The 23,030-nt window shown below is 51.5% G+C and carries 20 protein-coding genes; 17 read left to right on the top strand and 3 right to left on the bottom strand.

The window, feature by feature from the left end; translation table 11 throughout:
* Positions 1 to 169 precede the first annotated feature (169 nt).
* Positions 170 to 1,492 (top strand): beta-N-acetylhexosaminidase, encoded by a 1,323-nt coding sequence (nagZ, locus tag AC6ESO_RS23285; protein WP_497093479.1) that lies wholly within the window; start codon positions 170 to 172, stop codon positions 1,490 to 1,492.
* 81 nt (positions 1,493 to 1,573) lie between these two features.
* Here nagZ and AC6ESO_RS23280 read toward each other — a convergent pair whose 3' ends face one another.
* On the bottom strand, positions 1,574 to 2,605 hold the full coding sequence (locus tag AC6ESO_RS23280) for a substrate-binding domain-containing protein (RefSeq protein WP_494819400.1): 1,032 nt from the start codon (positions 2,603 to 2,605) through the stop codon (positions 1,574 to 1,576).
* Between the two features lie 487 nt (positions 2,606 to 3,092).
* On the opposite strand from AC6ESO_RS23280, the gene AC6ESO_RS23275 reads away from it, so the two are divergent.
* The 9 genes from AC6ESO_RS23275 to AC6ESO_RS23235 all read left to right on the top strand — a co-directional run bounded on the left by AC6ESO_RS23275 (position 3,093) and on the right by AC6ESO_RS23235 (position 15,195).
* Complete coding sequence (locus AC6ESO_RS23275; protein ID WP_497093478.1) at positions 3,093 to 4,403, top strand: sugar ABC transporter substrate-binding protein; 1,311 nt, start codon at positions 3,093 to 3,095, stop codon at positions 4,401 to 4,403.
* Between the two features lie 133 nt (positions 4,404 to 4,536).
* Entirely contained in the window at positions 4,537 to 5,850 is a 1,314-nt protein-coding gene (locus tag AC6ESO_RS23270) for a carbohydrate ABC transporter permease (protein WP_497093477.1), read from the top strand.
* On the top strand, positions 5,847 to 6,686 hold the full coding sequence (locus AC6ESO_RS23265; protein WP_210660868.1) for a sugar ABC transporter permease: 840 nt from the start codon (positions 5,847 to 5,849) through the stop codon (positions 6,684 to 6,686). Before AC6ESO_RS23270 ends, AC6ESO_RS23265 begins: the two co-directional genes overlap by 4 nt.
* The gene (locus AC6ESO_RS23260; protein ID WP_497093595.1) at positions 6,686 to 8,323 is read left to right on the top strand and encodes an alpha-amylase family glycosyl hydrolase; all 1,638 of its coding nucleotides are present in this window, start codon (positions 6,686 to 6,688) and stop codon (positions 8,321 to 8,323) included. Before AC6ESO_RS23265 ends, AC6ESO_RS23260 begins: the two co-directional genes overlap by 1 nt.
* Positions 8,324 to 9,035: 712 nt before the next feature.
* Positions 9,036 to 9,434, top strand: a complete 399-nt coding sequence (locus AC6ESO_RS23255; protein ID WP_497093594.1) for a DUF2089 domain-containing protein — start codon at positions 9,036 to 9,038, stop codon at positions 9,432 to 9,434.
* A 15-nt stretch (positions 9,435 to 9,449) separates the two neighbouring features.
* Positions 9,450 to 10,598 carry a DUF4097 family beta strand repeat-containing protein gene (locus AC6ESO_RS23250; RefSeq protein ID WP_497093476.1) on the top strand — a complete coding sequence of 383 codons (1,149 nt, stop codon included), beginning with the start codon at positions 9,450 to 9,452 and terminating at the stop codon, positions 10,596 to 10,598.
* Between the two features lie 77 nt (positions 10,599 to 10,675).
* Positions 10,676 to 12,502, top strand: a complete 1,827-nt coding sequence (locus tag AC6ESO_RS23245; RefSeq protein WP_497093475.1) for an ABC transporter ATP-binding protein — start codon at positions 10,676 to 10,678, stop codon at positions 12,500 to 12,502.
* Positions 12,495 to 14,309 (top strand): ABC transporter ATP-binding protein, encoded by a 1,815-nt coding sequence (locus AC6ESO_RS23240; RefSeq protein WP_497093474.1) that lies wholly within the window; start codon positions 12,495 to 12,497, stop codon positions 14,307 to 14,309. Before AC6ESO_RS23245 ends, AC6ESO_RS23240 begins: the two co-directional genes overlap by 8 nt.
* Positions 14,310 to 14,430: 121 nt before the next feature.
* Positions 14,431 to 15,195 (top strand): GTP cyclohydrolase II, encoded by a 765-nt coding sequence (locus AC6ESO_RS23235; RefSeq protein WP_497093473.1) that lies wholly within the window; start codon positions 14,431 to 14,433, stop codon positions 15,193 to 15,195.
* Positions 15,196 to 16,080: 885 nt separating this feature from the next.
* Here the strand turns inward: AC6ESO_RS23235 and AC6ESO_RS23230 are convergent.
* Positions 16,081 to 17,826, bottom strand: a complete 1,746-nt coding sequence (locus AC6ESO_RS23230) for an alpha-glycosidase (RefSeq protein ID WP_497093472.1) — start codon at positions 17,824 to 17,826, stop codon at positions 16,081 to 16,083.
* Positions 17,827 to 18,117: 291 nt separating this feature from the next.
* Here AC6ESO_RS23230 and AC6ESO_RS23225 point away from each other — a divergent pair, with 291 nt between their 5' ends.
* The 4 genes from AC6ESO_RS23225 (at position 18,118) to AC6ESO_RS23210 (ending at position 20,083) form a co-directional block, all read left to right on the top strand.
* The gene (locus AC6ESO_RS23225; RefSeq protein WP_497093471.1) at positions 18,118 to 18,702 is read left to right on the top strand and encodes a TetR/AcrR family transcriptional regulator; all 585 of its coding nucleotides are present in this window, start codon (positions 18,118 to 18,120) and stop codon (positions 18,700 to 18,702) included.
* A gap of 18 nt (positions 18,703 to 18,720) precedes the next feature.
* A complete protein-coding gene (locus tag AC6ESO_RS23220) occupies positions 18,721 to 19,089 on the top strand; it encodes an SMR family transporter (RefSeq protein ID WP_494819391.1) in 369 nt (122 codons plus the stop codon).
* Positions 19,090 to 19,105: 16 nt separating this feature from the next.
* Complete coding sequence (locus tag AC6ESO_RS23215) at positions 19,106 to 19,429, top strand: DMT family transporter (RefSeq protein ID WP_497093470.1); 324 nt, start codon at positions 19,106 to 19,108, stop codon at positions 19,427 to 19,429.
* Positions 19,430 to 19,591: 162 nt separating this feature from the next.
* Positions 19,592 to 20,083: an NUDIX hydrolase gene (locus AC6ESO_RS23210; RefSeq protein ID WP_497093469.1), complete on the top strand. Its 492-nt coding sequence runs from the start codon at positions 19,592 to 19,594 to the stop codon at positions 20,081 to 20,083.
* 180 nt (positions 20,084 to 20,263) lie between these two features.
* Here AC6ESO_RS23210 and AC6ESO_RS23205 read toward each other — a convergent pair whose 3' ends face one another.
* The gene (locus tag AC6ESO_RS23205) at positions 20,264 to 20,899 is read right to left on the bottom strand and encodes a DsbA family oxidoreductase (RefSeq protein WP_497093468.1); all 636 of its coding nucleotides are present in this window, start codon (positions 20,897 to 20,899) and stop codon (positions 20,264 to 20,266) included.
* Positions 20,900 to 21,097: 198 nt separating this feature from the next.
* On the opposite strand from AC6ESO_RS23205, the gene AC6ESO_RS23200 reads away from it, so the two are divergent.
* From AC6ESO_RS23200 to trxA, 3 genes are all read left to right on the top strand, one after another.
* Entirely contained in the window at positions 21,098 to 21,985 is an 888-nt protein-coding gene (locus AC6ESO_RS23200) for a DUF72 domain-containing protein (RefSeq protein ID WP_497093467.1), read from the top strand.
* 158 nt (positions 21,986 to 22,143) lie between these two features.
* Positions 22,144 to 22,569: an RrF2 family transcriptional regulator gene (locus AC6ESO_RS23195; RefSeq protein ID WP_091225085.1), complete on the top strand. Its 426-nt coding sequence runs from the start codon at positions 22,144 to 22,146 to the stop codon at positions 22,567 to 22,569.
* 65 nt (positions 22,570 to 22,634) lie between these two features.
* Positions 22,635 to 22,946, top strand: a complete 312-nt coding sequence (trxA, locus tag AC6ESO_RS23190) for a thioredoxin (RefSeq protein ID WP_090982163.1) — start codon at positions 22,635 to 22,637, stop codon at positions 22,944 to 22,946.
* The last annotated feature ends 84 nt before the right edge of the window (positions 22,947 to 23,030 follow it).

Raw genomic sequence — 23,030 nt, 5'->3', positions numbered from 1 at the left:
GTGGATCACCCACCCGCACCCGCCACCTACACAAGAACACGTACCGACACAGGCCAAAACACTCATTTGCTGGTTATTAATTCTCTTTCTGCAACTTTTGGCGGTTCTTCTTACGTTCTAATGGTTACAATTGCAATAAGTACGCGAAGAGGAACGGGTGAACGGACAGATGAAGAAACTTGCTATTGGATTAATGGCTTTGTCGATTGGACTATTAGGCGGTTGTACGCATAAGGGAGAGACCAGCGAACAGCCGCCGGTCGTCGTTTCGCCGCCTGACTCGGAGCAGCCGGCGGATGAGACGCCAACGGAAACGCCGGAAACCCCCGAAGAGCCGGTAACGCCGGCAGTGCCGGAGACTCCCGAGCAGCCGGAGCAACCTGAGCAACCGCCGAAAGATGCCATCACGCAGCAGATCGAGAAGATGTCGCTTGATGAGAAGCTTGGGACGATGATTATTGCCGGAGTGGACGGTACGACGGGCGGCCAGGCAGCGAAACGAATGATCGTGAATCAGCATGTGGGCGGCGTCATCTTCTACGCGAATAATATTGAGACCCCTAAAGGGGTTATCGCCTATGTGAACCAGCTGAAGGCGTGGAACAAAGACAATCCATCGCCGCTCATTGTCTCCGTCGACCAGGAAGGCGGCCGAGTGAGCCGGCTTCCCGGACTTGTGAAGCTGCCAACCGCCAAGGCGGTCGGAGACACGGGCAACAGCGCGTACGCAACGAAGATTGGCAGCATACTCGGAGACGCGAGCAAGGAGATGGGCTTTAACGTGGACTTCGCGCCGGTGCTGGACATTAACAGCAACCCGAAGAACCCGGTCATCGGCGACCGATCCTACGGTTCGACGCCTAAAGTCGTGACGAAGATGGGCATCTCCGTCATGGAGGCGATCGAGGCGGAAGGGGTCATTCCGGTTGTAAAACATTTTCCGGGGCATGGGGATACGTCGGTTGACTCGCACTTGGAGCTGCCGGTAGTCAACAAAAGCGAAGCCGCGCTCAAAGCCTTCGAGTGGGTCCCTTTCCAAGAGGCGATTGATAAAGGGGTAGATGCGGTCATGATCGCGCATATTCTCTACCCGAAAGTGGACGACAAAGTGCCGGCCTCCCTATCCAAACGGGTCATCACAGATGAGCTTCGCGGCGAACTCGGTTACGAAGGCGTCGTCATGACGGACGATTTGACGATGGGTGCAATCGCGAAGAATTACGGCATGGGAGAAGCGGCGGTCATGTCGGTGAAGGCGGGCAGCGATATTTTGCTCGTGGCCCATGAGTATAAGAATGTGGATGCCATACTTGCGGCGCTCAAGAAAAGCGTGAACAACGGCGGCATTGCTGTGGAGCGTGTGGACGAAAGTGTGAAGCGGATTCTAGTGCTGAAGCAGAAATACGGGCTGACAGACACGAAGACGCCGTCGACGCCGGACCTGAATGCACTCAATGCTGCGATTCAAAAAGCTGTTGCCGTTTATCAATAATAGGCCCGGTTCTGCAGGAGTGCGGGTACGGAGGCATAATAAAAAGGCATCTTCCAGCCGGACAGCGGAGGATGCCTTTTGTTATGTTTTCTTGCCGCCCGAATTGATCGACGATTCCCGCACGATCAGGCGATGCGGAATGATGATGTGATTCTGCGAGAGCGGCTCATCATGCACGATGCGCAGCAAGGATTGCGAAGCGGTGTAGCCGAGCTGATAGGTGCCGATATCGATGGAGCTGATCGGCGTTGATGCGAGCTCAGACAGCGGAATATTGTTAAAGCTGACGATGCAGATGTCCTGCGGAACACTGTAGCCAAGCTCTGTCAGTCCGCGCAGCACGCCGAAGGCGAGCAAATCGTCGAAGATGACAAGGGCAGACGGCCGATCCGGCAAGCTCATGAAGAAAGACATCGCCCGATACCCGCTTTGCTGCAGCAGATCCCCTTCCAATACCCACTCTTGCTGAAATGGCAGGTTCGCTTCCTTGAGCGCTTTCTTGTAACCAAAGAGCCGATCCTGGGAAACGACGAGATTCGGCGGTCCGCTAATGAAGCCGATTCGCTTATGGCCCTGTGCGATAAAGTGGCTCGTGGCGTCATAGCTCGCTTGAATATTGTTGTTATCGATCGACAGCACATCCGGAAACTCGTCGCTTCGCCCGATGAGCACGAAGGGGAAGTTCTGCTGCTTCAAGAATCCGATGATCGGATCGGAGGTACGCGAGGACAACAGCAAAATACCATCGACGCGGCGTCCCATTACGAGGCGCGAGATGGCTTCAAGCTCATTGGAATCGGAGGTAACCGTCGTCATCAGCATGTCGTAGCCGGCTCTGGTCGCCTGCGTAACGATGCCGCGTATCAACTCGCCGAAGAAGAAGTTCAGAAACAGCTCTTCAGCGGGGCGCGGCAAGACGATGCCGATGGTTTGCGTTGTTTTCGACACCAGACTCTTCGCCATCATGTTCGGATGATAGCCGAGCTGGTCCATGATCTCTTTTACCTTGCGGGACGTTTCCCGGCTGATTCGCGGATGGTTCGAGACGACCCTCGATACCGTGGAAGGCGAGACGCCGGCGATTTTTGCGATATCTTTAATCGTGACTGACATAAAATCCCCCAATTGCGCAAACGTGTGCACTTATCATTGTTTATGTGAGCCGATGCTAAATCCGTACTTTACCTAGAGTATATCATTGAAAAGTTTTTCATGCACAAATTTAATTTTCTGAGATACGGGGAGAAAAACAGAGGAAATGGAAGAACGGTCCGTAATTATTTGTGCAAACGAACTGTGCAAACGTTTTCCCAACCAGCAGGCCTTAGTGTATAGTAAGGGCGTCGGTAAAACGCTTTCTTTCATAAAAAGAAGGAAATTAAAGCCTCGAATTACCATTTCCATGGCCATCTGTACAAACGTTTGCACAAATGCAGAGGATCGTGTACAATGCAAGAGCCGCATTTTTATGCAACATGCATGGCTCGGGTTATTGCATCATCCAAGGCAATCGCGCTATTCGTAATAGGATGTCGATAATTGGTTACGCTAGGTTTATGCTCCGGCGATTACGCTTTAATAACGAGAGGGGTTAAATAGAATGAAAAAGACAGTATCCTTGCTTCTAGTTTTAACACTTGCTGCCACACTGACAGCATGCGGCTCGAAAAACAACAATGAAAGCACGGGTGAAACCAACACCGGTACAGTAAACAACGGAACAGGCAACACGGGCAACAACACGGCTGAAGATGCTGAGCTTGTACCTGAAGACGGCGCAACTTTGCTTGTATGGGAAGCTAAAGAAGAGCGTCCTTTCGTTGAGAAAATGATGAAAGAATTTAAAGAGAAATACGGCGTTGAAGTGAAAATGGAAGAGCTTGGCGCTGGCGACCAAGTAGCGAAATTGACAACTGACGGTCCTGCCGGAATCGGCGCGGACGTTGTATTGTTCCCGCACGATAACCTTGGTAAAGCAGTAGCGGCCGGTCTTGTGCTTCCGAATGATGTATACGAAGAAGAAGCAAAATCGGAGAACAGTGACGTTGCCGTTCAAGCGGTTTCGTACGATGGCGTACTATACGGCTTCCCGCGTGCAGTTGAAACATACGCAATGTTCTACAACAAAGATCTAATCGCAACGCCTCCGACAACGTTTGACGAAGTGAAAGAATTCGCGAAAACGTTCAACGACGGCAAAAAGAATAAATATGCATTCATGTGGGATATCGGAAACTTCTACTTCAGTTATCCGTTCCTAGCTACAACTGGCGGCTTCGTATATGGCAACAACGGCCAAGACAAAGCGGAAATCGGCCTTAACAACGCCGGTGCAGTAGAAGGCGCAACTTACTTCGCTTCGCTGAAGAAAGACGTATTGCCGCTTAAATCCGGCGATGTGACGTACGACATCAAGAAAGGTCTGTTCACAGGCGGTACGCTTGCTATGAACATCGACGGCCCATGGGCAATCGGCGATATCAAGAAATCCGGCATCAACTTCGGTGCAGCGCCAATCCCTAGCATCAACGGCAAACCGTCCGTATCGTTCTCCGGCGTTAAAGCTTGGTACGTAAACTCGTACACGAAATACCCGAATGCAGCGAAATTGTTCGCGCGTTTTGCTTCCACGAAAGAAGCGCAACTGGATGACTTCACTTTGACTGGCGCGATTCCTGCAAACAAGGAAGCGACGGAAGATCCGAAGATCCAAGGCGATGAAATTGTAAAAGCATTCGTAGAGCAGTTCAAAAACTCGCAGCCAATGCCTTCGATCCCTGAAATGGGTAACGTTTGGACACCAATCGGCGCAGCGCTTTCCGACATCTGGAACGCTGGCAAAGATCCAAAAGCAACGCTTGATAATGCTGTGAAGCAAATCGAAGATGCTAATGCAGCTGTAGCGAAGTAATTCGCGGCAGTCGCGGTATCGGAAGCAGCCAAATGGCTGCGAATAAACAACCATACAATGCCGTCACCCGCCCTTTCTTATAAGGGGCGGGTGACGTAACTTTATTCGGACAAGGGAAAGGAGCTGGAGGTGGATGCAGCGGCATCAAAAAACAGCAACTATTTTATCTGTTCTCGCGATGGGTCTTGGTCAACTGTACAATCGTCAGTTCGTGAAAGGCATTCTTCTGCTTTGCGTTGAAATTATGGGCGGCTACTACTTTATTCAGAAGCTTCCACATGCCATTTGGGGTCTCGTTACCCTTGGTGATACACCGACAAAGCTTGTTAAAGTCGGCAAACGCTATAAGAACGTAGTCGGTGACCACTCCGTCAACTTGCTAATCGGCGGACTTGTTATTCTGATTTTATTCAGCTTATTTGTTGTCATCTATGTAATGAACGTCAGGGATGCGAACCGAACCGGCAAGCTGCGGGATGAAGGCGTCAAACCGGCATCGTTTAAACAATCCGTCAGCTATGTAACCGACAAACGGTTCCCTCAGCTGCTGCTTACGCTGCCTGCTATCTCCGTGCTGTTCTTAACGATCATGCCGATATTGATGGCGATCCTGCTGGCATTCACCAACTACTCCGCACCGGAGCATATTCCGCCTGCGAAGCTTGTCGATTGGGTTGGGTTCCAGACGTTTATCGATTTGCTCCAATTAAAGACGTGGAGCCATACGTTCTACGGCGTGTTCATTTGGACGGTTATTTGGGCGGTTATCGCCACCGTTACAACCTATTTCGGCGGTTTGTTCGTCGCGCTGATGATCAATCAGCAGGGCATTCGTTTCAAAGGGATGTGGCGTTCGATCTTTATCATTCCTTACGCGATTCCACAGTTAATCTCGCTGCTTGTCATGCGTAACTTATTTAACGGCCAATTCGGGCCGATCAATCAGTATCTCGGCTATTTCGGAATTGGCAAGCTTCCTTGGCTGACCGATCCGTTCTGGGCCAAGGTTACGGTTATTCTCGTCAACATGTGGGTCGGGATTCCGGTCTCCATGGTCCTTATTCTGGGTGTGCTTACCGCGATCCCAAGAGATATGTACGAGGCTGCCGAGGTGGATGGCGCTACGGCGTTCCAGAAGCTTCGCGTCATTACATTGCCTTTCGTGTTCTTTGCTACAACGCCGATTCTGATTACGCAATTTGCAGGTAATATCAATAACTTCAACGTCATCTTCCTGCTGACGAACGGTGACCCGGTTAAGGGTGACTATCAGTACGCGGGCAGCACCGACTTGCTCGTTACATGGCTGTACAAGCTGACGCTTAATAACAACAAGTACAATTTTGCATCCGCGATCGGGATTATCATCTTCGTGATTGTCGCTTCGCTCTCGATTTGGAGCTACCGTCGTTCACGGTCGTTTAAAGAGGAGGATATGATCCAATGAGTATGAAATCGAGGAACGTCTTCCGTTTAACGTTGACCTATATCATTCTGACCCTAATTGCGATTTGTGCGATTTATCCGGCCGTATGGGTGCTGTTCTCGGCTCTGCGTCCCGGCAGCGCACTGTTTAGCGAACAGTTCTTCCCGAGCCATCCGACGCTCATCCATTTCAAGGAGCTGTTCACTTCACCAAGCTTCAGCTTCGGCCGCTGGTATTGGAACACGCTGAAGATCGCTACACTGTCGATGCTGCTGTCGACCTTGCTGACTACGCTGAGCATGTACGCTTTGTCGCGTTTCCGCTTCAAGGGTCGTAAAACGTTGCTCACTACGATGCTCGTCCTTGGGATGTTCCCGGGCTTTATGAGCATGGTCGCGATCTATATCCTGCTGCTTCAGCTGGATTTGCTGGATACGCATGCAGCGCTCGTTCTCGTTTATTCTTCGGGCTCTGTGCTTGGCGGCTTCATTGTAAAAGGGTTCTACGATACGATTCCGCGGAGCTTGGATGAAGCGGCGCGGATTGACGGAGCAAGCCATTTGACGATCTTCTGGCGCATTATGCTGCCATTGTCACGTCCAATGCTTACGTACATCGGGCTAACGACGTTTACGGGTGCATGGGTAGACTTTATCTTCGCGAGACTTGTTCTGCGTTCCAAAGAAAACTGGACGCTTGCAGTCGGCATGTGGGATATGGTGGCTAACTTCCAGAACAGTAACTTCACGATGTTCGCGGCAGGGGCAGTTATGATTGCCATTCCGATTATGATTCTGTTCGCGTTTCTGCAGAAGTTCCTTGTTGAAGGACTTACTGCCGGAGCATCCAAGGGGTGATGATCATCCGTACTTTTATAAGCAACAAATTCGCGGCGGCCACATTGGCCGCCGCTCTTCTAATGACCGTGCTGGCAGGCTGCTCCTCCTCGAAGGATGAACAAGAGCAAGGGAAGAAAGTTGGGAAAGAAGCGGCTGCGGCACTAGTCGATGAGCAGCCGGGAACGGTTTATTATGAAATCTTCGTTCGTTCCTTCTCGGATTCTAATGGAGACGGCATCGGCGATCTGAACGGTGTGACCGAGAAGCTGAGCTACTTGAAGGAACTGGGCATCGGCGGGATTTGGCTGATGCCGATTAATCCTTCCCCCAGCTATCACGGGTATGATGTGACGGATTACTATGGCGTCAACAAGGATTATGGCACGATGGAGGATTTGAAGAAATTAACGGATGCTGCACATAAGCTTGGGATCAAGGTCATTATGGATCTTGTGGTCAATCATACGAGCAACGAGCATCCTTGGTTCAAATCCGCGATCGCCGATCCGAAGAGCCCCTATCGCAATTGGTATCATATTAAGCAAGCGGATGCACAGGTGCCGGCAGATGGCGCTGTAGGCGGCAATCCGTGGCATCCGTTCGGGAGCTTGAAGTACTTGGGCGACTTCTGGGAAGGGATGCCCGATCTAAACTTTGACGAGCCTGAAGTGCGCAGCGAGATGGTCGCGATCGGCAATTACTGGCTGAAGCAAGGCATAGATGGATTCCGACTGGATGCGGCGAAGCATATCTACGGCGATTTTGCGTCTACCATTAACACGGATGCCGTCAAAGCGAGCAACCAGAAGTGGTGGCAGGAGTTCCGCAAGGGTATTAGCGGTACGAAAAAGGACGCTTATCTCGTAGGCGAAGTCTGGGATTCCTCGGTTATCATCGCGCCATACCTGGACCAAGCGCTCGATTCGGCCTTTAACTTTGATTTGGCGAAGAAGCTGCTCTCCGGCGCAGACCGGGAGCAGAATCCCGATGTCGCGTTTAGTCTTGGCCGCGTATATGAGATGTACAACAAGTCATCGAATGGTGCGTTCTTGGATGCGCCGTTTCTGACGAATCATGACCAGAACCGGACGATGAGCGAGCTTGGCGGCAATGTGGATCATGCCAAGATGGCGGCAGGGTTGCTGCTTACGCTTCCAGGCAATCCGTTCATCTACTACGGCGAGGAGCTGGGCATGAAGGGGATGAAGCCCGACGAAGCAATTCGCGAGCCGATGCCTTGGTATGCCTCAGGCGCAGCGAGCGGCAAAGGGCAGACGACCTGGGAAGCCTCCCGCTACAATACGACGCCGAATACGGTTTCGGTTGAAGCGGAGCAGGCTGATCCGAACTCGCTGCTCTCGCATTATAAGAAGCTGATTGCTTGGCGCAATGAACTGCCAGCGCTTCGCGATGGCACGATTGTAGAGAAGAACACCGATAGCCCGTCCGTTGCCGCGTATTACCGCGAAACCAACGATCAGAAGGTTCTCGTTGTGCACAATATGTCGGCGGCTGAGCAGATTATTGATCTGACATCGGGCGGTACCGTAGCGAAGGATGCTTTTAAAGAAATCGCGCGCTCCACCAAGGACGGCGCCAAACTAGGCGAGGGCAAGCTGAAGCTGCCGCCTTACAGTACGGTTATATTGCAATAAACAGGGGCTGGGTTGTCCCACTCGAGGTCATCGCAGGATGATTTCGGGTGGGGCAGCCCTTTTTTGTTTTGTTCAGCATTGTGAGTAAGTTGTGGATTCTGTGGATAATATGTGCGTAAGCCTGGGGATAACCGAAAATGGTGCAGGCCTGTACGGTGCGATGGCGTTAGCTTTCCCATGGAGCCATTCGCGGTAACGAACCCTAGGAGGAAAGCTCTAACGAACCGTACAGCGCTTATTTGCCTCAAAAATGGCCCGAAATAATTCTAACGAACCGTAGAGACGCTATTCGGAGGTTTGCGGTCGGAAATGAGGCGATTTTGCCGTAATAAGGCCTGTACGGTTCGTTAGATTCCTAGAAGTGAGAAATCCGGCCAAATAAGGCCTCTACGGTTCGTTAGATTTTCGTCGGCTGTCTCTCACGGTTCGTTAGCTTAGAATAGCGGTTAGTTTCGCAAATATAAGTCCCCCAGGGTTAGGGTGTCTAATTATATAGTCCGCGTGCACGGCAGCGAAGGCTCATTGAGCTATCTTTGAAATTGCAATTTCTAGCCGGGCGCACCCTTCCACCGCCGTACCACAAGAACTGCAGGAAGTGAGGGGTAGGAAAACGAATATTAAATTATTTAATTTTAAACTTGTAAAATTGAATATTATTATTTAATATAATTCAATATACAACTAATATATTTAAACAACCACTTGAGGAGGGATTACTCTGAAATACCCACCACCGCAGCAATGTCCCGTATGCGAGAATAAGCTGACGATCCAAGAGCTTAAATGCGACCATTGCCACACCACGATTAAAGGCAGCTTCGAATCGACCAGACTGGCCTCCCTTAACGACGACCAACTGAAGTTCGTGGAGGTGTTCCTGAAGGTTCGGGGGAACATCCGCGAGATGGAGAAGGAGCTCAGCATTTCGTATCCGACTGTTCGTAACCGGCTTGACCACATCGTGGAGGCGCTTGGTTACCAGACCTCACCCGCGCCAGATACGGCTGCGGCCGCGGAGGATTCACAGCGCAAGCAGATTCTATCGAAGCTCGATGAAGGTGCGATTACGGTTGAAGAAGCATTGAAGCTCATTCAAGCGAGTAAAAAATAAAGGAGCGATTGCGAAATGCGTGAAGAACGGACGATGATTACAAGAATGATCGAGGAACGGAAAATTACCGTTGAGCAAGGTCTGGCACTGCTTGAAGCTCTTGAGCGAGGCGAGAGTACGCCAGCCGAGGAGGATGCGGTCGTTCCCGCTCCGCTTCATAAGGAAGATCAGGCGCCGGTGAGCGATTCCATCGTTCATGGCGGACAAGCCGGCCAGGGAGAGGCTTACTGGGAAGTCAAGCACCACGCGTTTCCGACGGAGTACGTGGAATTTGCGACGGATAACGCGTCCATCCGGTACCGGGCTTGGGACCAGCCCTTCACTCAGGTGAACGTCACGGCGAGGATGGATAGACCGGACAGCAGCTTCGATTTGTCCCAATGGCTGCAGGAGGCGGTTGCTCAGAGCTCCGATGATGAACGTTACAGATTCAGCTTGAAGACGGACGATCTGAACGGCCGTCAAGTAGATCTCGCCGTAACCATTCAAGTTCCGCAAGGACAAGCCTACGAGTTGTTCCACATGTCCGCGACGAACGGTGGCCTTGATGTCCAGCAGATTTACTCAGAGACGGCTGCATTCACCTCGAACAACGGAAATATCGAGATTGAAGGCATGCAGGTGGAACAGGTCAATGTAACAACGGTTAACGGCTTTATTCACATAGGCGGGCTCCAAGCCGAATCGGCTGTGCTTACGACAACGAACGGCAAGATTACGGCGAAAGGCCAACTGGAGAAGCTGGAATGCCGCACAACGAACGGTTCCGTCCATACAGACGGTGTTATAGCCGAGACGATAGAGGTACACACGCAGAACGGCAACATCAAAGCGAACTGTCAGTTCGAGGAATTGGCATGCAAATCGCAAAATGGGAAGATTGAGATTCTGGTAGCGAATGCGACCTCAGAAAGCAGCATTACCGCTAAAACACATAATGGCAACATTACGATTCAGTTCCCCGCTCATTCGACCGGCGTTTACGGCGAATTAAACGTCCATCATGGTCGCGCGGCCTGCCGCTTGAATGGCCAACAGCTGGTCGATAAGAAACAGGGCGATGATGCTGACAACTGCCAAACATTCCGTCAAGGAGACGAGGACCTAATCTACATCAAAGCTTCTTCCCACAACGGATCGATCCATGTGAGCGACGAATTTTAGCTTGCATGTATTGCTCCTGAGGAAGACATCGCCTATACTATAATTTCCTAATAATTCCATATAGAAGGAGGGCGGTTGTGGAAACACAAGCACCTAATCGGAAGAAAACGCTTATCCGCAACCTGAAGTGGATCCTGACCACCCTGTGGCAGCATGATAAAGCAGCGGTCCTCTTCATGGCGGTGGCTGCAGTTGCCGAGGCAGTTGTACCGCTGATTGTTGTCCTTATCCCCAAATTAGTACTCGATGCCATTACACAAAGCAGTGATATGAAGGCACTATACACCGTCATTATCGGGCTTGGCTTGTTTCTGTTCGCAGCCCAAGCGGTCGCCACTTGGTCGACGCACCAGGTATGGCCCCGCTACTCCACATTCCGCATGCAGCTCATCCGTCTGTCAGGCAAGAAGTTCATGGAGATGAACCAGGAGGATATTGAGAATGCGAAGGTGCTGGATTTCAGCCAGAAAGCGGACAACGCGGTGGAGAATGACGGGAATGGGGTCGAGGGGCTGCTTCATAACGTAACGGAGATTTTGAATCGGTCATTGGTCGTCATCGGCTGCTCAGCCATACTGCTTAATCTGAATGTCGTCGTGATCCTTGTTCTCGGCATTATCATTTCCATCAACTTCTATGTGAATTTGCGCAATCGTTACGTGGAGAAAAGCATCCTTGATTCCCTCTCTACGATATTTCGGCAGACCGACTACATCATGGCGGCTACGAAAAATTTTAAGTTTGGCAAAGACATCCGTTTGTTCGGGTTGCGCAAGTGGCTGTCGGATAAGTTTTGGAGTGTTGTAAGCGTTGACATCGCCAAGAGCTGGCTGCTTCGCAAACGCTATATCATCATCGACGCGGTGTACAACGTTGGAATCGTCGTGCAGGAGGCTGTGCTTTACGCCTGGCTGATCTATAAAGTGCTGTATGCGGATTTGTCGATTGCGGACTTTACGATGTACGCGGCTGCCGTTCGGGCATTCTCCTCGAGCTTTGGTCAGCTGCTGGAACGATTCGCAGAATATTTGCAGCAAAATATGCGCGTGGACGACTATCTGGCGTTTATCGAGCTGCCGATTCGGGACAATTCCTTGGAGCGGATTGCGCTCGCTCCTGATCGCAACGCTTCCTATACCATCGAATTCGAGCATGTTTCATTTAAGTACACGGGCAGGGATGAGTATGCGCTTCGAAACGTTTCAATCGTATTGAAGCCCAGAGAACGTCTGGCGATTATCGGACTGAACGGCGCTGGTAAGACCACCTTCATCAAACTGCTGACGCGGATTTATGAGCCGACGGAAGGGCGTATTTTGCTGAACGGGACGGACATTCGCCATTTTGATAAGAAAACGTACTACCAAATGTTCTCCGTCGTTTTCCAGGAAATTATGATGTTCGCTTTCTCGGTCAAGGAGAATGTCGCCGTGAGGGAGCTGGATGTGCTGGATGCCGGTAAAGTCGAGCGCGCCGTTCAAGGAGCCGGACTAGGCGACAAAGTCGCAGGATTGCCGAAAGGCTACGACACCTATGTGCAGAAAGTGCTGGACGAAGAGGGAGTCGAGTTCTCCGGCGGCCAGAATCAGAAGATCGCCCTCGCAAGGGCGCTCTACAAGGACGCGCCGATTGTTGTGCTGGATGAACCGACTTCCGCGCTTGATGCCTTGGCGGAGTACGAGGTCTATCAAAGCTTTGATCGGATGATCGGGGATAAGACCGCCATTTATATTTCGCATCGACTCTCCAGTACGCGGTTTTGCACGAACATCGCGGTGTTCAACGATGGCCGGATTGAAGAATACGGCACGCATCAAACGCTCATCGCGCAGGGCGGCACCTACAAGAAGATGTTCGATATGCAGGCCGTATACTACAGCAATGAGGTGAAGGTCGTTGGCTAATCGAAATCGAAGTCACGTTGGCACGCTGCGAACGCTGGGTTTTTTCTATCGCTTCACATGGCGGCACAACAAACGTTATCCGCTCTATTTGGTACTGAGTATTTTGCTCAAAGCGGTTGTCCCTTTCCCGAACATTCTGTTCCCCAAATCTATCATCGATGAACTCATCGGCGGCAAAAGCATTGAGAAGCTCGTGCTGTACACGGCGCTGCTGATCGGAAGCAATCTTGTCATCTCCTCGCTGCTGTCGGTGTGCAATCATCTGCTGCAGTTTATCAATATGCGGACGAATAAGCTGCTCGATTTTGTCATCATCAATAAAGCCATGGAGATGGATTACGAGCATATCGAGAATGCAGCGGTGCTGAACATGTCGGAGCGAGCGACCTCTTCTATGAAGTGGGGTACTTGGGGCATGTACGGGGTCACCTCCAAGACTGTCGAAATTCTCGCAGGTATCATTACGCTAGCAGGTCTGGGTTATGTCTTCTCCGCGGTGGAGTGGTGGATTGTTGCGCTGGTTCTTCTGTTCGTCGCCGCTAACTTGTACTTTGGCGCCAAATTATCTGAGGCCAATCATAGCTTCTGGGGTAAAATGTCGGGTTATAACCGGATGTTCGATTACTTCCGCGGTATTCTGAAGGATTTCAAATTCGGCAAGGATATTCGGCTGTACGATGCTTCGGGTTTGATCTTAAGACGGCAGCAGGAGAGCATTCAATTCAATCGCAAAATATCCGGTGAGTGGTCCAGCCTGAATGTGAAATACAACATGCTGTTCAACTTCTTGAATGTGCTGCAGCAAATGGTGCTGTACGGGTATTTTGCGGCGAAGGTGTTTGTGGGTTCGATCACCATCGGCAGTTTTACGATGTACATTGCGGCTGCTTCGGCGCTGAAGGACAGCATCGAGAACGTCTTCGGCGAGACGCTGCGGCTGCGGGAGCAGGCTAAGTATTTGGCCGAGTTCGTTCGGTTCGCGGAGCTTGAGGATGTGAAACCCCGGGAGCATGGTGCGCTGCCGGCGGAGCGGGATTTTGTCATCGAGTTTCGGGATGTGTCGTTCAAGTATCCGGGGAGCTCGGAGATGATATTGAAGGACTTCTCCATTACGATTCCGTTCGGGCAAAAGCTTTCTGTCGTGGGGATGAACGGCGCGGGCAAGACGACGTTTATTAAGCTTCTGACGCGGCTGTATGATCCGACTGAAGGGCAGATTTTGCTGAATGGGGTAGATATTCGGACGATCGAGCTGGCTGAATACGAGAAGCTGTTCTCGGTTGTGTTCCAGGACTTTGCGATCTTCGCTTTCAGCATGAAGGAGAATATCCAGATGACGATGGGCGACCAGGCCGAGAAACTGCATGAGGTCATCGATAAAGCGGGGTTGGCAAGCGTTGTGGAGACGCTGGAGAAGGGTGTCGATACGGCGGTTTATAAATATTTTGACGAGGATGGCGTGGAGTTTTCCGGTGGAGAGACGCAGAAGATCGCGCTCGCACGCTCGCTGTATAAGGATGCGCCGGTTGTGGTGCTCGATGAGCCGACCGCGGCGCTGGATCCGATTGCCGAATATGAGATCTATAATCGGTTTAATGAGATCATTTCAGGCAAAACAGCCGTGTACATTTCGCATCGCTTGTCCAGCTGCAGGTTCTGCGATGTCATCGCCGTCTTCCATCAAGGCCGGCTCATCCAGTATGGCAGTCACGATGAGTTAATGTTGGAGCAGGAAGGCAAATATGCGGAGATGTTCAACGCGCAGGCGCAGTATTATGTGGATGAGGGGACGGCGCAGGCGGGATAATTGTTCTCGGTTAGTTCGGGATTGGAACAAATAGGAGTGCCGCTTAGGACTGCATATTTCCTCTCCGCGCAATAAACACTAACCTGAGGTTTACTGTCAGAAGCGGGAAAGGCGGCATGGCATGATTGATGAGAAAATCGTTGGCATTCTGGATGATCGCATTGAAACGATCAAAGGTAAGAACGGTACTTTAATCTTGGTTGGACCCATTCAGCTGCCGGTGAATTTGGAGGGAGAAACGCACACCTTCCAGTGGTATTGCTGGCTTCCGTGCAGGGATTTGGTCCATACAGAGGGCGGCTGCAAGGAAAAGGAGCGGACCGAGTTTCTGATCGAGCAGCTGTCCGCGTCCAATCTGGCGGAGAAACAGCAGTCGAGCGCACTCGTGTACGGCGACTTTAGGGACAGTGAAGACGCATTGATTCGTATGCATAGCATCTGTCATACGGGCGATATTTTTGGGAGCAAGCGCTGCGATTGCGGGTATCAGCTGCATCAGTCGATGAAGATGATTACTACGCACGGCACAGGGGCTCTGTTCTACTTGGCCAACCACGAAGGGCGGGGAATCGGGCTGTTCAGTAAGGCGATGGCTTATCTTCTGCAGGAGAAAGGATACGACACGGTCGAGGCGAACCTGGAGCTCGGGTTCAAGGATGATACGCGCAGCTACGAGGAAACGCTGCTCGTCCTCGCCCATCTCCGCAGCAAGCCGGTCACGCTCATCACGAACAATCCGAAGAAGCTCGCGGCGCTCAAAGCATCCGGCATGAACGTGGACGACCGAGTCCCGCTCTGGGGCGACATTTCGGAATTCAACCGCAAGTATCTGGAGACCAAAGTGAACCGCTCCGGCCACTTCGCGGAGGAGCTGCCAATCCCGTGACGGGATAGGGGATGACCGACTTGCAGAGGAAATGATGTTCCCGCGCCGGGTTGGGAAAGGCCAACTCTTCATCTTAGATGAAGGGTTGGTCTTTTTTGTAGGGAAACCCGCTACTCGCAGATCTAGAACCAAGCCCGCTCGGCATTGGTGGGAAGCTGAGAGTAGGAAAAGCCGACTCTCAGCACCGAAATCGCCGGAAAAATGAGCCGAGAGTAGGAAAATGCGACCCTCAGCTCTGAAATCAACCCCGTTCGAATTCGGAGAAGCTTACCTGGGGATCTACATTGGCGGGAAATTGGGGGAAAGTGAGAAAGTAGCTCACACAGAGATCTACATTAGTCGAAAATTTGCAAAAAGAGACAAAGTAGCTTAACCAGAGATCTACATTGTGGGTGACTCATTCAGAAGAATAGCTCCCAGAGCAGCACATTGGTTAGAAACTAACGAATCGAGCGCAAGAGTAGCATTCAGAGCAACACATGGGTTAGAAACTAACGAATCGAGCGCAAGAGTAGCATTCAGAGCAACACATGGGTTAGAAACTAACGAATCGAGCGCAAGAGTAGCATACAGAGCAACACATGGGATAGAAACTGACGAGTCGAGCACAAGAGTAGCTCCCAGAGCGACACACGGGTTAGAAACTAACGAGTCGAGCGCAAGAGTAGCTTCCAGAGCCACACATGGGTTAGAAACTGACGAATCGAGCGCAAGAGTAGCATTCAGAGCCTTTCATGGGTGGTCAATTAGGTGGCTTAGTCGAAATCCCGACTCTCAGCGCCCAAACCGCCACAAAAAAGAGCCGAGAGTCGAAAATCCAGACTCTCGGCTCCAAACCGTGCCAGCGCACACCAACTTGCACGGCGGCCGGCGTGCAAAAACAAACTAACCCAAAAGCTTATACACTACAAATCCGAAGCCATCCAGCGCGATGGAGAGCTGCTTGCCCTTCGACTCCACAGGCGAGCCGGCGAACATATCCTGCCACTTCCCATTTGCAGCCGGCACAGTGAGGCTGCAAGCCTTCGCACCTGCATTCATCGCGATGATGAATTGCTCATCGCCGCTGCGGCGAGCGTAGACAATTGCCGCATCATCCGCCTCTGCATGCAGGAACGTAATGTCCATGGAGCGTAGAGCGGCATGCTCCTTGCGAAGCGAGATCAGCGTCTGATAGAACTTCAGCATATCGCCGTTCTGCTGCTCCTCTTCCCACACCATGCACTGACGGCAGTCGGGATCGCCTGCACCGGACATGCCGACTTCGTCACCGTAATAGATGCACGGCGTACCCGGGTATGTCATTTGGAACAGCGCGGCCAGCTTCATTCGGCTCTCATCGCCATCGCACAGCGTGAGCAGACGCGGCGTGTCATGGCTATCCAGCAGGTTGAACGCAACCTCGGTTGCTTGCTGCGGATAGTTAGCCAGCTGCGTGCCGATCGCGTTCGCGAAGCTGCGTCCGTCAAGCTTGCCAAAAGCGGCATAATCGAGCACGGCATTAGTGAACGGATAGTTCATGACCGCATCGAATTGATCGCCCTCCAGCCACATCATAGAGTCATGCCAAATCTCGCCCAGAATATAGGCATCCGGATTGACGTCCTTAACCGTCTTGCGGAAGTCGCGCCAGAAATGATGGTCGACCTCATTCGCGACATCAAGCCGCCAGCCGTCGATGCCGATTTCCTCCACCCAGTAGCGGGCTACGTCCAGCAGGTACTTTTTGACGTCCGGATTCTCGGTGTTCAGCTTCGGCATGATCGGTTCAAAAGCAAACGTGTCATAAGTGGGGATACCATCCTCGATGCGAAGCGGCCATTCACGCACATGGAACCAGCCTGCATACTTCGACTCTGCACCTTTCTCCTGTACATCAAGGAATGGAGGGAAGGTTGCGCCGGCATGGTTGAACACCGCATCAAGAAGCACGCGCATGCCGCGCTTGTGGCAGATATCCACGAGCTCTTTCATGAGCTCATTGGTGCCGAAATGGGGGTCGACCTTCAAATAATCCTGCGTATCGTATTTGTGGTTCGTCGTCGCTTCGAATACAGGGGTAAAATAAATCGCGTTAACGCCTAGTGTCTCCAGGTAATCCAGGTGATCGATAACCCCCTGAAGATCGCCGCCGAAGAAGTTTTTCGGAGTCGGTTTGCCGCCCCAGGGTTCTACGTTCTCGGGATCGAGCGACGGGTCACCGTTCGCAAAACGTTCCGGGAAGATCTGATAGAAAACCGCTTCTTTTACCCAAGCCGGCGGCTGGAACACGTCGATCGGATTGATGAACGGGTAGTCGTAGAACGTGAGGCAGTCAGCCGGCAGCTCGCCCACGAAACCACTTTCGGTCAGCCACAGCGTCTTCGGGCCTTTCTCCAATTGGAACGCATAGCGCAGTCGGCGAAACGGCGGTTCCACGGCAACTTCCCAGTAGTCGAACATAGCGTCCGTTGCAAAAACGCGCATAGGCACGATTTGCATCGTTTTGTCCCATGCATATTTGTCGCCTACAACAGCCTGAACGGCATCCATATCGCCTTTCTGTGTGCGAATACGTAGATGCAGGGTGGAACGGTCGTATGCGTACGACCAGTTTTGCTTCGGACGATGATAAATGGCTTCAAGCATCATAATAAGGTTCACTCTCCTAAAATAGATCTAAACCAATGCAAAAAAGGTACAACCTCGTCATTCATAGCGAGGTTGTACCTTTGCGGTAGCATGGCCTTTTAATTACGTCTATTGTACCACATCCGCACGCAATTATTCACGCCCATAATCGCCGCTCCTGCGCTTTTCACCCCAAAGTTTGGATAGAGCCCGTCCACCGCTTGACACGTACAGCCAAAGGGGCTATTATCACTTGAGGCTAACTAACGTTCGTTAGGCAATAATACGGACCATGCAAGGGGAGAACTAAGGATGACGGCGAATCGCTTGAAGCAAGCTGCATTGACGTTATTTGCGGATTCGGGCTATGAAGGTGTGTCCTTATCGGAAATCGCAAAATCAGTGGGCATTAAGACACCGTCGATCTATGCTCATTTTGACTCCAAGGAACAGCTGTTTATTGAGCTGCTGGAGGACGCGATTCGGGAGGAGCGGGAGAAGCTTCTGCTGCTGCTTCAGGGCATGGAGGATCATCCGCCTATAGAGCGGCTGTATGCGGTGTTCTTGTTTTACACCGATTTGGATCAGATTACGAAGGGCCAATCCTTCCTTAAGCGAACGATGCTTGTCCCGCCACGGCATTTAGAGTCGCGGCTTAGTCAATATTTTACGACTTATGAAGAAGAAGTAACGGTTCATGTATTGGCGCTGCTTCGGGGCAGTTCAAACGAGGGAACGCTCGGCGAGTTACAGGCTGAACGGCTGCTTGCTTTGTTTTACGCGCTAATTGACGGCTTGCTGGTGGAACATAAATTGTATGATTCGGCGCTCTATCGGAAGAGGCAGGAACAGCTTTGGAGCTGGCTGCAGGAGGCGTTGAAGCCGGGAACGGCGTAGAGAGGGGGATGAGTCGCGATGGCATGGCTGTTTTTGCTGCTGGCCGGACTCCTTGAGGTGGGTTGGGCTTATGGCATGCAGGCGTCTGATGGGTTTACGGAATGGCTGCCCAGTGTGATAACCATTGTGCTGTTAATTATAAGTTTTATCTTGTTTGCCCGGGCGATGAGGACCATCGAAATCGGAACGGCGTACGCCATATTTACCGGAATCGGAACCGTGGGTACCGTGATTGTCGGCATTGTCCGTGGCGAGCCGGCCGATCTGCTCAAGTTGCTGTTTATCGCGATGCTGATCGGAGGCATTGTGGGACTTAAAGTGATCGCAAGCAAAGACGAAAAGAAAGAACCTCAAGCGGAGCTTGCTGCTTCTGAGGGAACGGAGTAAGGGGAGGTGGCTGCAAGTGGCCTGGTTGTTCTTGCTCATATCTGGGCTGGGTGAAGTAGGCGGCGTGACGGGCATGAAGCTGTCGAATGGTTTTAAAAACTGGAAGGGAACGCTGCTCGCGTTAGGATCCGGGATGGTCAGCTTTTATTTCCTATCTCGATCGCTGCAGGATGTCCCGATCAGTACCGCTTACGGGGTTTGGACGGGGATCGGCTCTGTCGGCAGCGTCGTACTTGGCATGTTGGTGTTCGGCGAGTCGAAGGATAAACGGAAATTGCTCTTTATCGCTATGATCATAATTAGTGTTGCGGGTTTACGAGTTACAGGCGGCGGTCATTAATGGACTGCCGCTTTTTATAATGAAGGCTATGTGTAACGTCCAGAGTATGGATAGCGATCACTCCCGTTTAAACTGTAGCTGGGGTCCTTGGATAGCAGGGGATATGAAACACAACGGCGAATGGTTTGGATGAATTAGAGATAGCTTGGGGGGAAGGGAAGAATGGGGGATAACAATGACAATTTTTATAGACATATGGGGGTTTATGGAGTTTGTATAGCTAATAACTGTATTTTAGTGATTCAAAAAATTTTAGGTCCCTACACAGGAAAATATGATTTACCGGGTGGTCGGTTAGAAAAGATGGAATCCTTGGAACAAGGAATCACAAGAGAACTCCGAGAAGAAACGGGCTATACAGTTCGAAAACTCGAAAATATTGGTGTCTGCGATTTTTCAGTGATGTGGACATTACAAGATCGTACAGTGGAAAATTTACACCATATTGCTATTTTATATAAAATAGATGTTGATTCGGAAGAGACAACGACTACCATTGAATCGTTTGAAGGGCAAGATTCAAACGGGTCTATTTGGCTGGCTCTTGATAAAGCAACTTCTACCAATTCATCTCCCCTGGTGTTACAGGCGATTGAATGGATACGTACTGGGGCTATTCCTGTTACAAGTGGTTCATTTGATTATAGAATCTAAAATAATGAAAAGAGAAGAAGCTTACCAAAACGTCACGGGACGGCATGGTAAGCTTCTTTTGTTCTTGTTTCAAACGAACCCTGTCGGTTTCGGGATCATCCGGATCCGCACATTGCGGATGTTGGCTTCGAACCCATTCCAGTCTTCCCGACGAACTGATGTTAAGTAGCTTTCGCCTGACTACACGCCAGTGTTCACGCCGCCCATCAAGCCGAGCAGCTCCTCAGCGGGATAGGCGCCGGACAGCGCATAGCGGTTGTTGAAGACGAAGAAGGGAACGCCCGTCACGCCGATTTGCTGCGCGCGTTTCAGATCGGCGTCAACCGCATCGCCGCCTTCGCCGTTCTCAAGACGAGTTTGCAGCTCCGGAGTGAACTCGCCAAGCCGTTCGGCAATCGTCATGATCACGCTCAGCTGCGCCACGTCCAGGCCTTCTTCGAAATAAGCGCGGAACAGCTCTTCCACCGCCTCTGCTTTACGCTCCTCAGGCAGAATAGCAACGAAACGATGCGCAAGACGCGTGTTCGGCATCCGAGTGACCCGGTCAAAATGGAACGTCACGCCTACGGCCGCTCCGGCTTGCGTTACCTGCTGGGTGGCGCGTTTCATCGATTCGAGGCCGCCCATTTTCTTAGCCATTACATCATCGAACGGTTTTCCCTCTTCGGGCAGCCCGGGATCAAGCTGATACGCATGATAAGTGACGGTGACCGGCTCATCGTTCTTCTCCGACCAAAGCGCGAGCGCACGGTATAGATTTTGCTTGCCGATGCGGCACCAAGGGCAGACCACATCCGAGTACAGGTCAATATGCATATGGAAACGACAACCTTTCGAATAGTTTGTCAGTTCTTCTCTTCAATTGTTGCAGGTTACATAACCATGCTAATGTAGTTTTGCATATCAAGCAAGGGTAGATACGGCGCACAGTGCATTTTCGCGATTTGCTTTGTGATTTAGGAGGGCTGTAAACTATTGGATATAGAATACTCGGTCAATGAGGAGGGGGAAGGTATGATTGAAATCGGTCTATGCGGCTGGGGCGATCATTCGGAGCTGTATCGGGAAGCGGGCAAGGAAAAGAATAAGCTGCCTGCCTATGCGCAGTGGTTCCGGGTCGTCGAAGTAGACAGCACCTTCTATGCCATTCAGTCCCCGCAGGTGATGGAGAAATGGGCTACGGAAACGCCGGATCACTTCCGCTTTGTCATTAAAGCGTATCAAGGGATGACAGGGCATGCGCGCGGGGGTAAAGGGCATCATCCTTACGAAAGCGAGGCGGCGATGTTTCAAGCATTCCGAGAGGCAATCGAACCGATCCGCGCCGCCGGCAAGCTGCTTGCCGTCCTATTTCAATATCCGCCATGGTTTAATTGCACGCGGCCTAACGTGGAGACGCTGCGCACGGCCAAGGCGCGGATGGGCAATGTTCCTTGCGCGCTCGAATTTCGAAACCAAAGCTGGTTCACGAACGAAATGAGTGAGAAAACCATTGCTTTCACGCGCCGCGAAGGCTGGATTCATACGGTATGCGATGAGCCGCAGGCCGGAGATGGCTCCATTCCGATCGTAGAAGCGGCCACGGATGATCAATTCACCATTGTTCGCCTGCATGGACGCAATACGGATGGCTGGGTTTCGGCAGGACAACCTAACTGGCGGGATGTTCGATATTTGTACCGTTATAATGAAACGGAGCTGTCAGAGTGGGTGGAGCGGCTGCGGCGCTTGGAGCAGTTGACCGGCACGGTATGCGTGCTGTTCAATAACAACTCCGGCGGGGATGCGGCGGATAACGCCTTACAGCTCATGGCGATGCTGCATCAGCTGCCGCCTCGAGGCTCGTTTAAGCTGGCTCCGCCGCCGCAGGAAACAGCCCAGCAGCTGGAGCTGTTCGATTAATGGGCAGCGAGCGATGAATCTCAAAGCTGCCTGCGGCCCGGCAATCACTGGCTTTTGAATAGACGCATGCTCATATTCGCAAAATAGAAGTACAACCGCCGTTGACAGGTTCAACTGTAACTGATATGATTACAGTACAAAGCGGGGTGCCGTTAAGCATGAACAGCGAATTCACCATTGCCGTACACAGTTTGGTTTACTTGGCTTTTTTGCCCGAACGCATGGCTCCGAGTGAAGCCATTGCCGATAATGTCTCGACCAATCCTGCCAGAATCCGCAAGGTGATGAGCTGTTTGAAGCGAGGCGGTTATGTCGATACAAGGGAAGGCGCAGGCGGCGGATATCGGCTTACACTGGATCCGGCCATCGTCAACCTTGCCGACATCTACCGGTTAATGGCGCAAGGCTCCGTTATTCCGAGCTGGTGCTCGGGCAATCCAGAGATGGATTGCGTAGTCGGCTCCAACATGCGTGAAGTCATGGATGGGATCTTTTGCAGAGCGGAGAAGCAGCTGGAGAATTATTTCGGCGGCATTACGATCTCCGATGTGCTGGGTCAAATCAAGGAATGCGAAGAGTGTTGAACAAGGTGTGACGGGGTTTCCCTTCCCATAAGCTTGTGAACTTATTGTAGAGAGGATGATTGAATATGGCAGTAGCATTGACGAAAGACACATTCAACAAAAGCATCGAGAGCGGCGTAACGCTCGTTGATTTCTGGGCACCATGGTGCGGACCTTGCAAAATGCAGCTTCCAATCGTAGAAGAGCTTTCCGGCGAGCTTGCTGGTACAGCTACAATCGCTAAAATTAACGTGGACGAGGAGCCTGAATTGGCATCCCAATTCGGCGTAATGTCGATCCCGACACTGATTCTTTTCAAAGACGGTCAACCGGTTGATAAAATGGTTGGCTTGCAATCCAAAGACGCCCTGAAAAACAAAATTCAAGGCCAAATCTAAGTATTGCTTTACGAGCCCTCGCGCCTATATGGTGTGAGGGCTTCGTTGTGCAACAATAAGCATACATATTACTACGAGCTATCG

The organism is Paenibacillus rhizoryzae (assembly GCF_059686995.1).
Note: the sequence above shows the minus strand (reverse complement) of the source record. Positions and strands in the feature narration are given on the sequence as shown.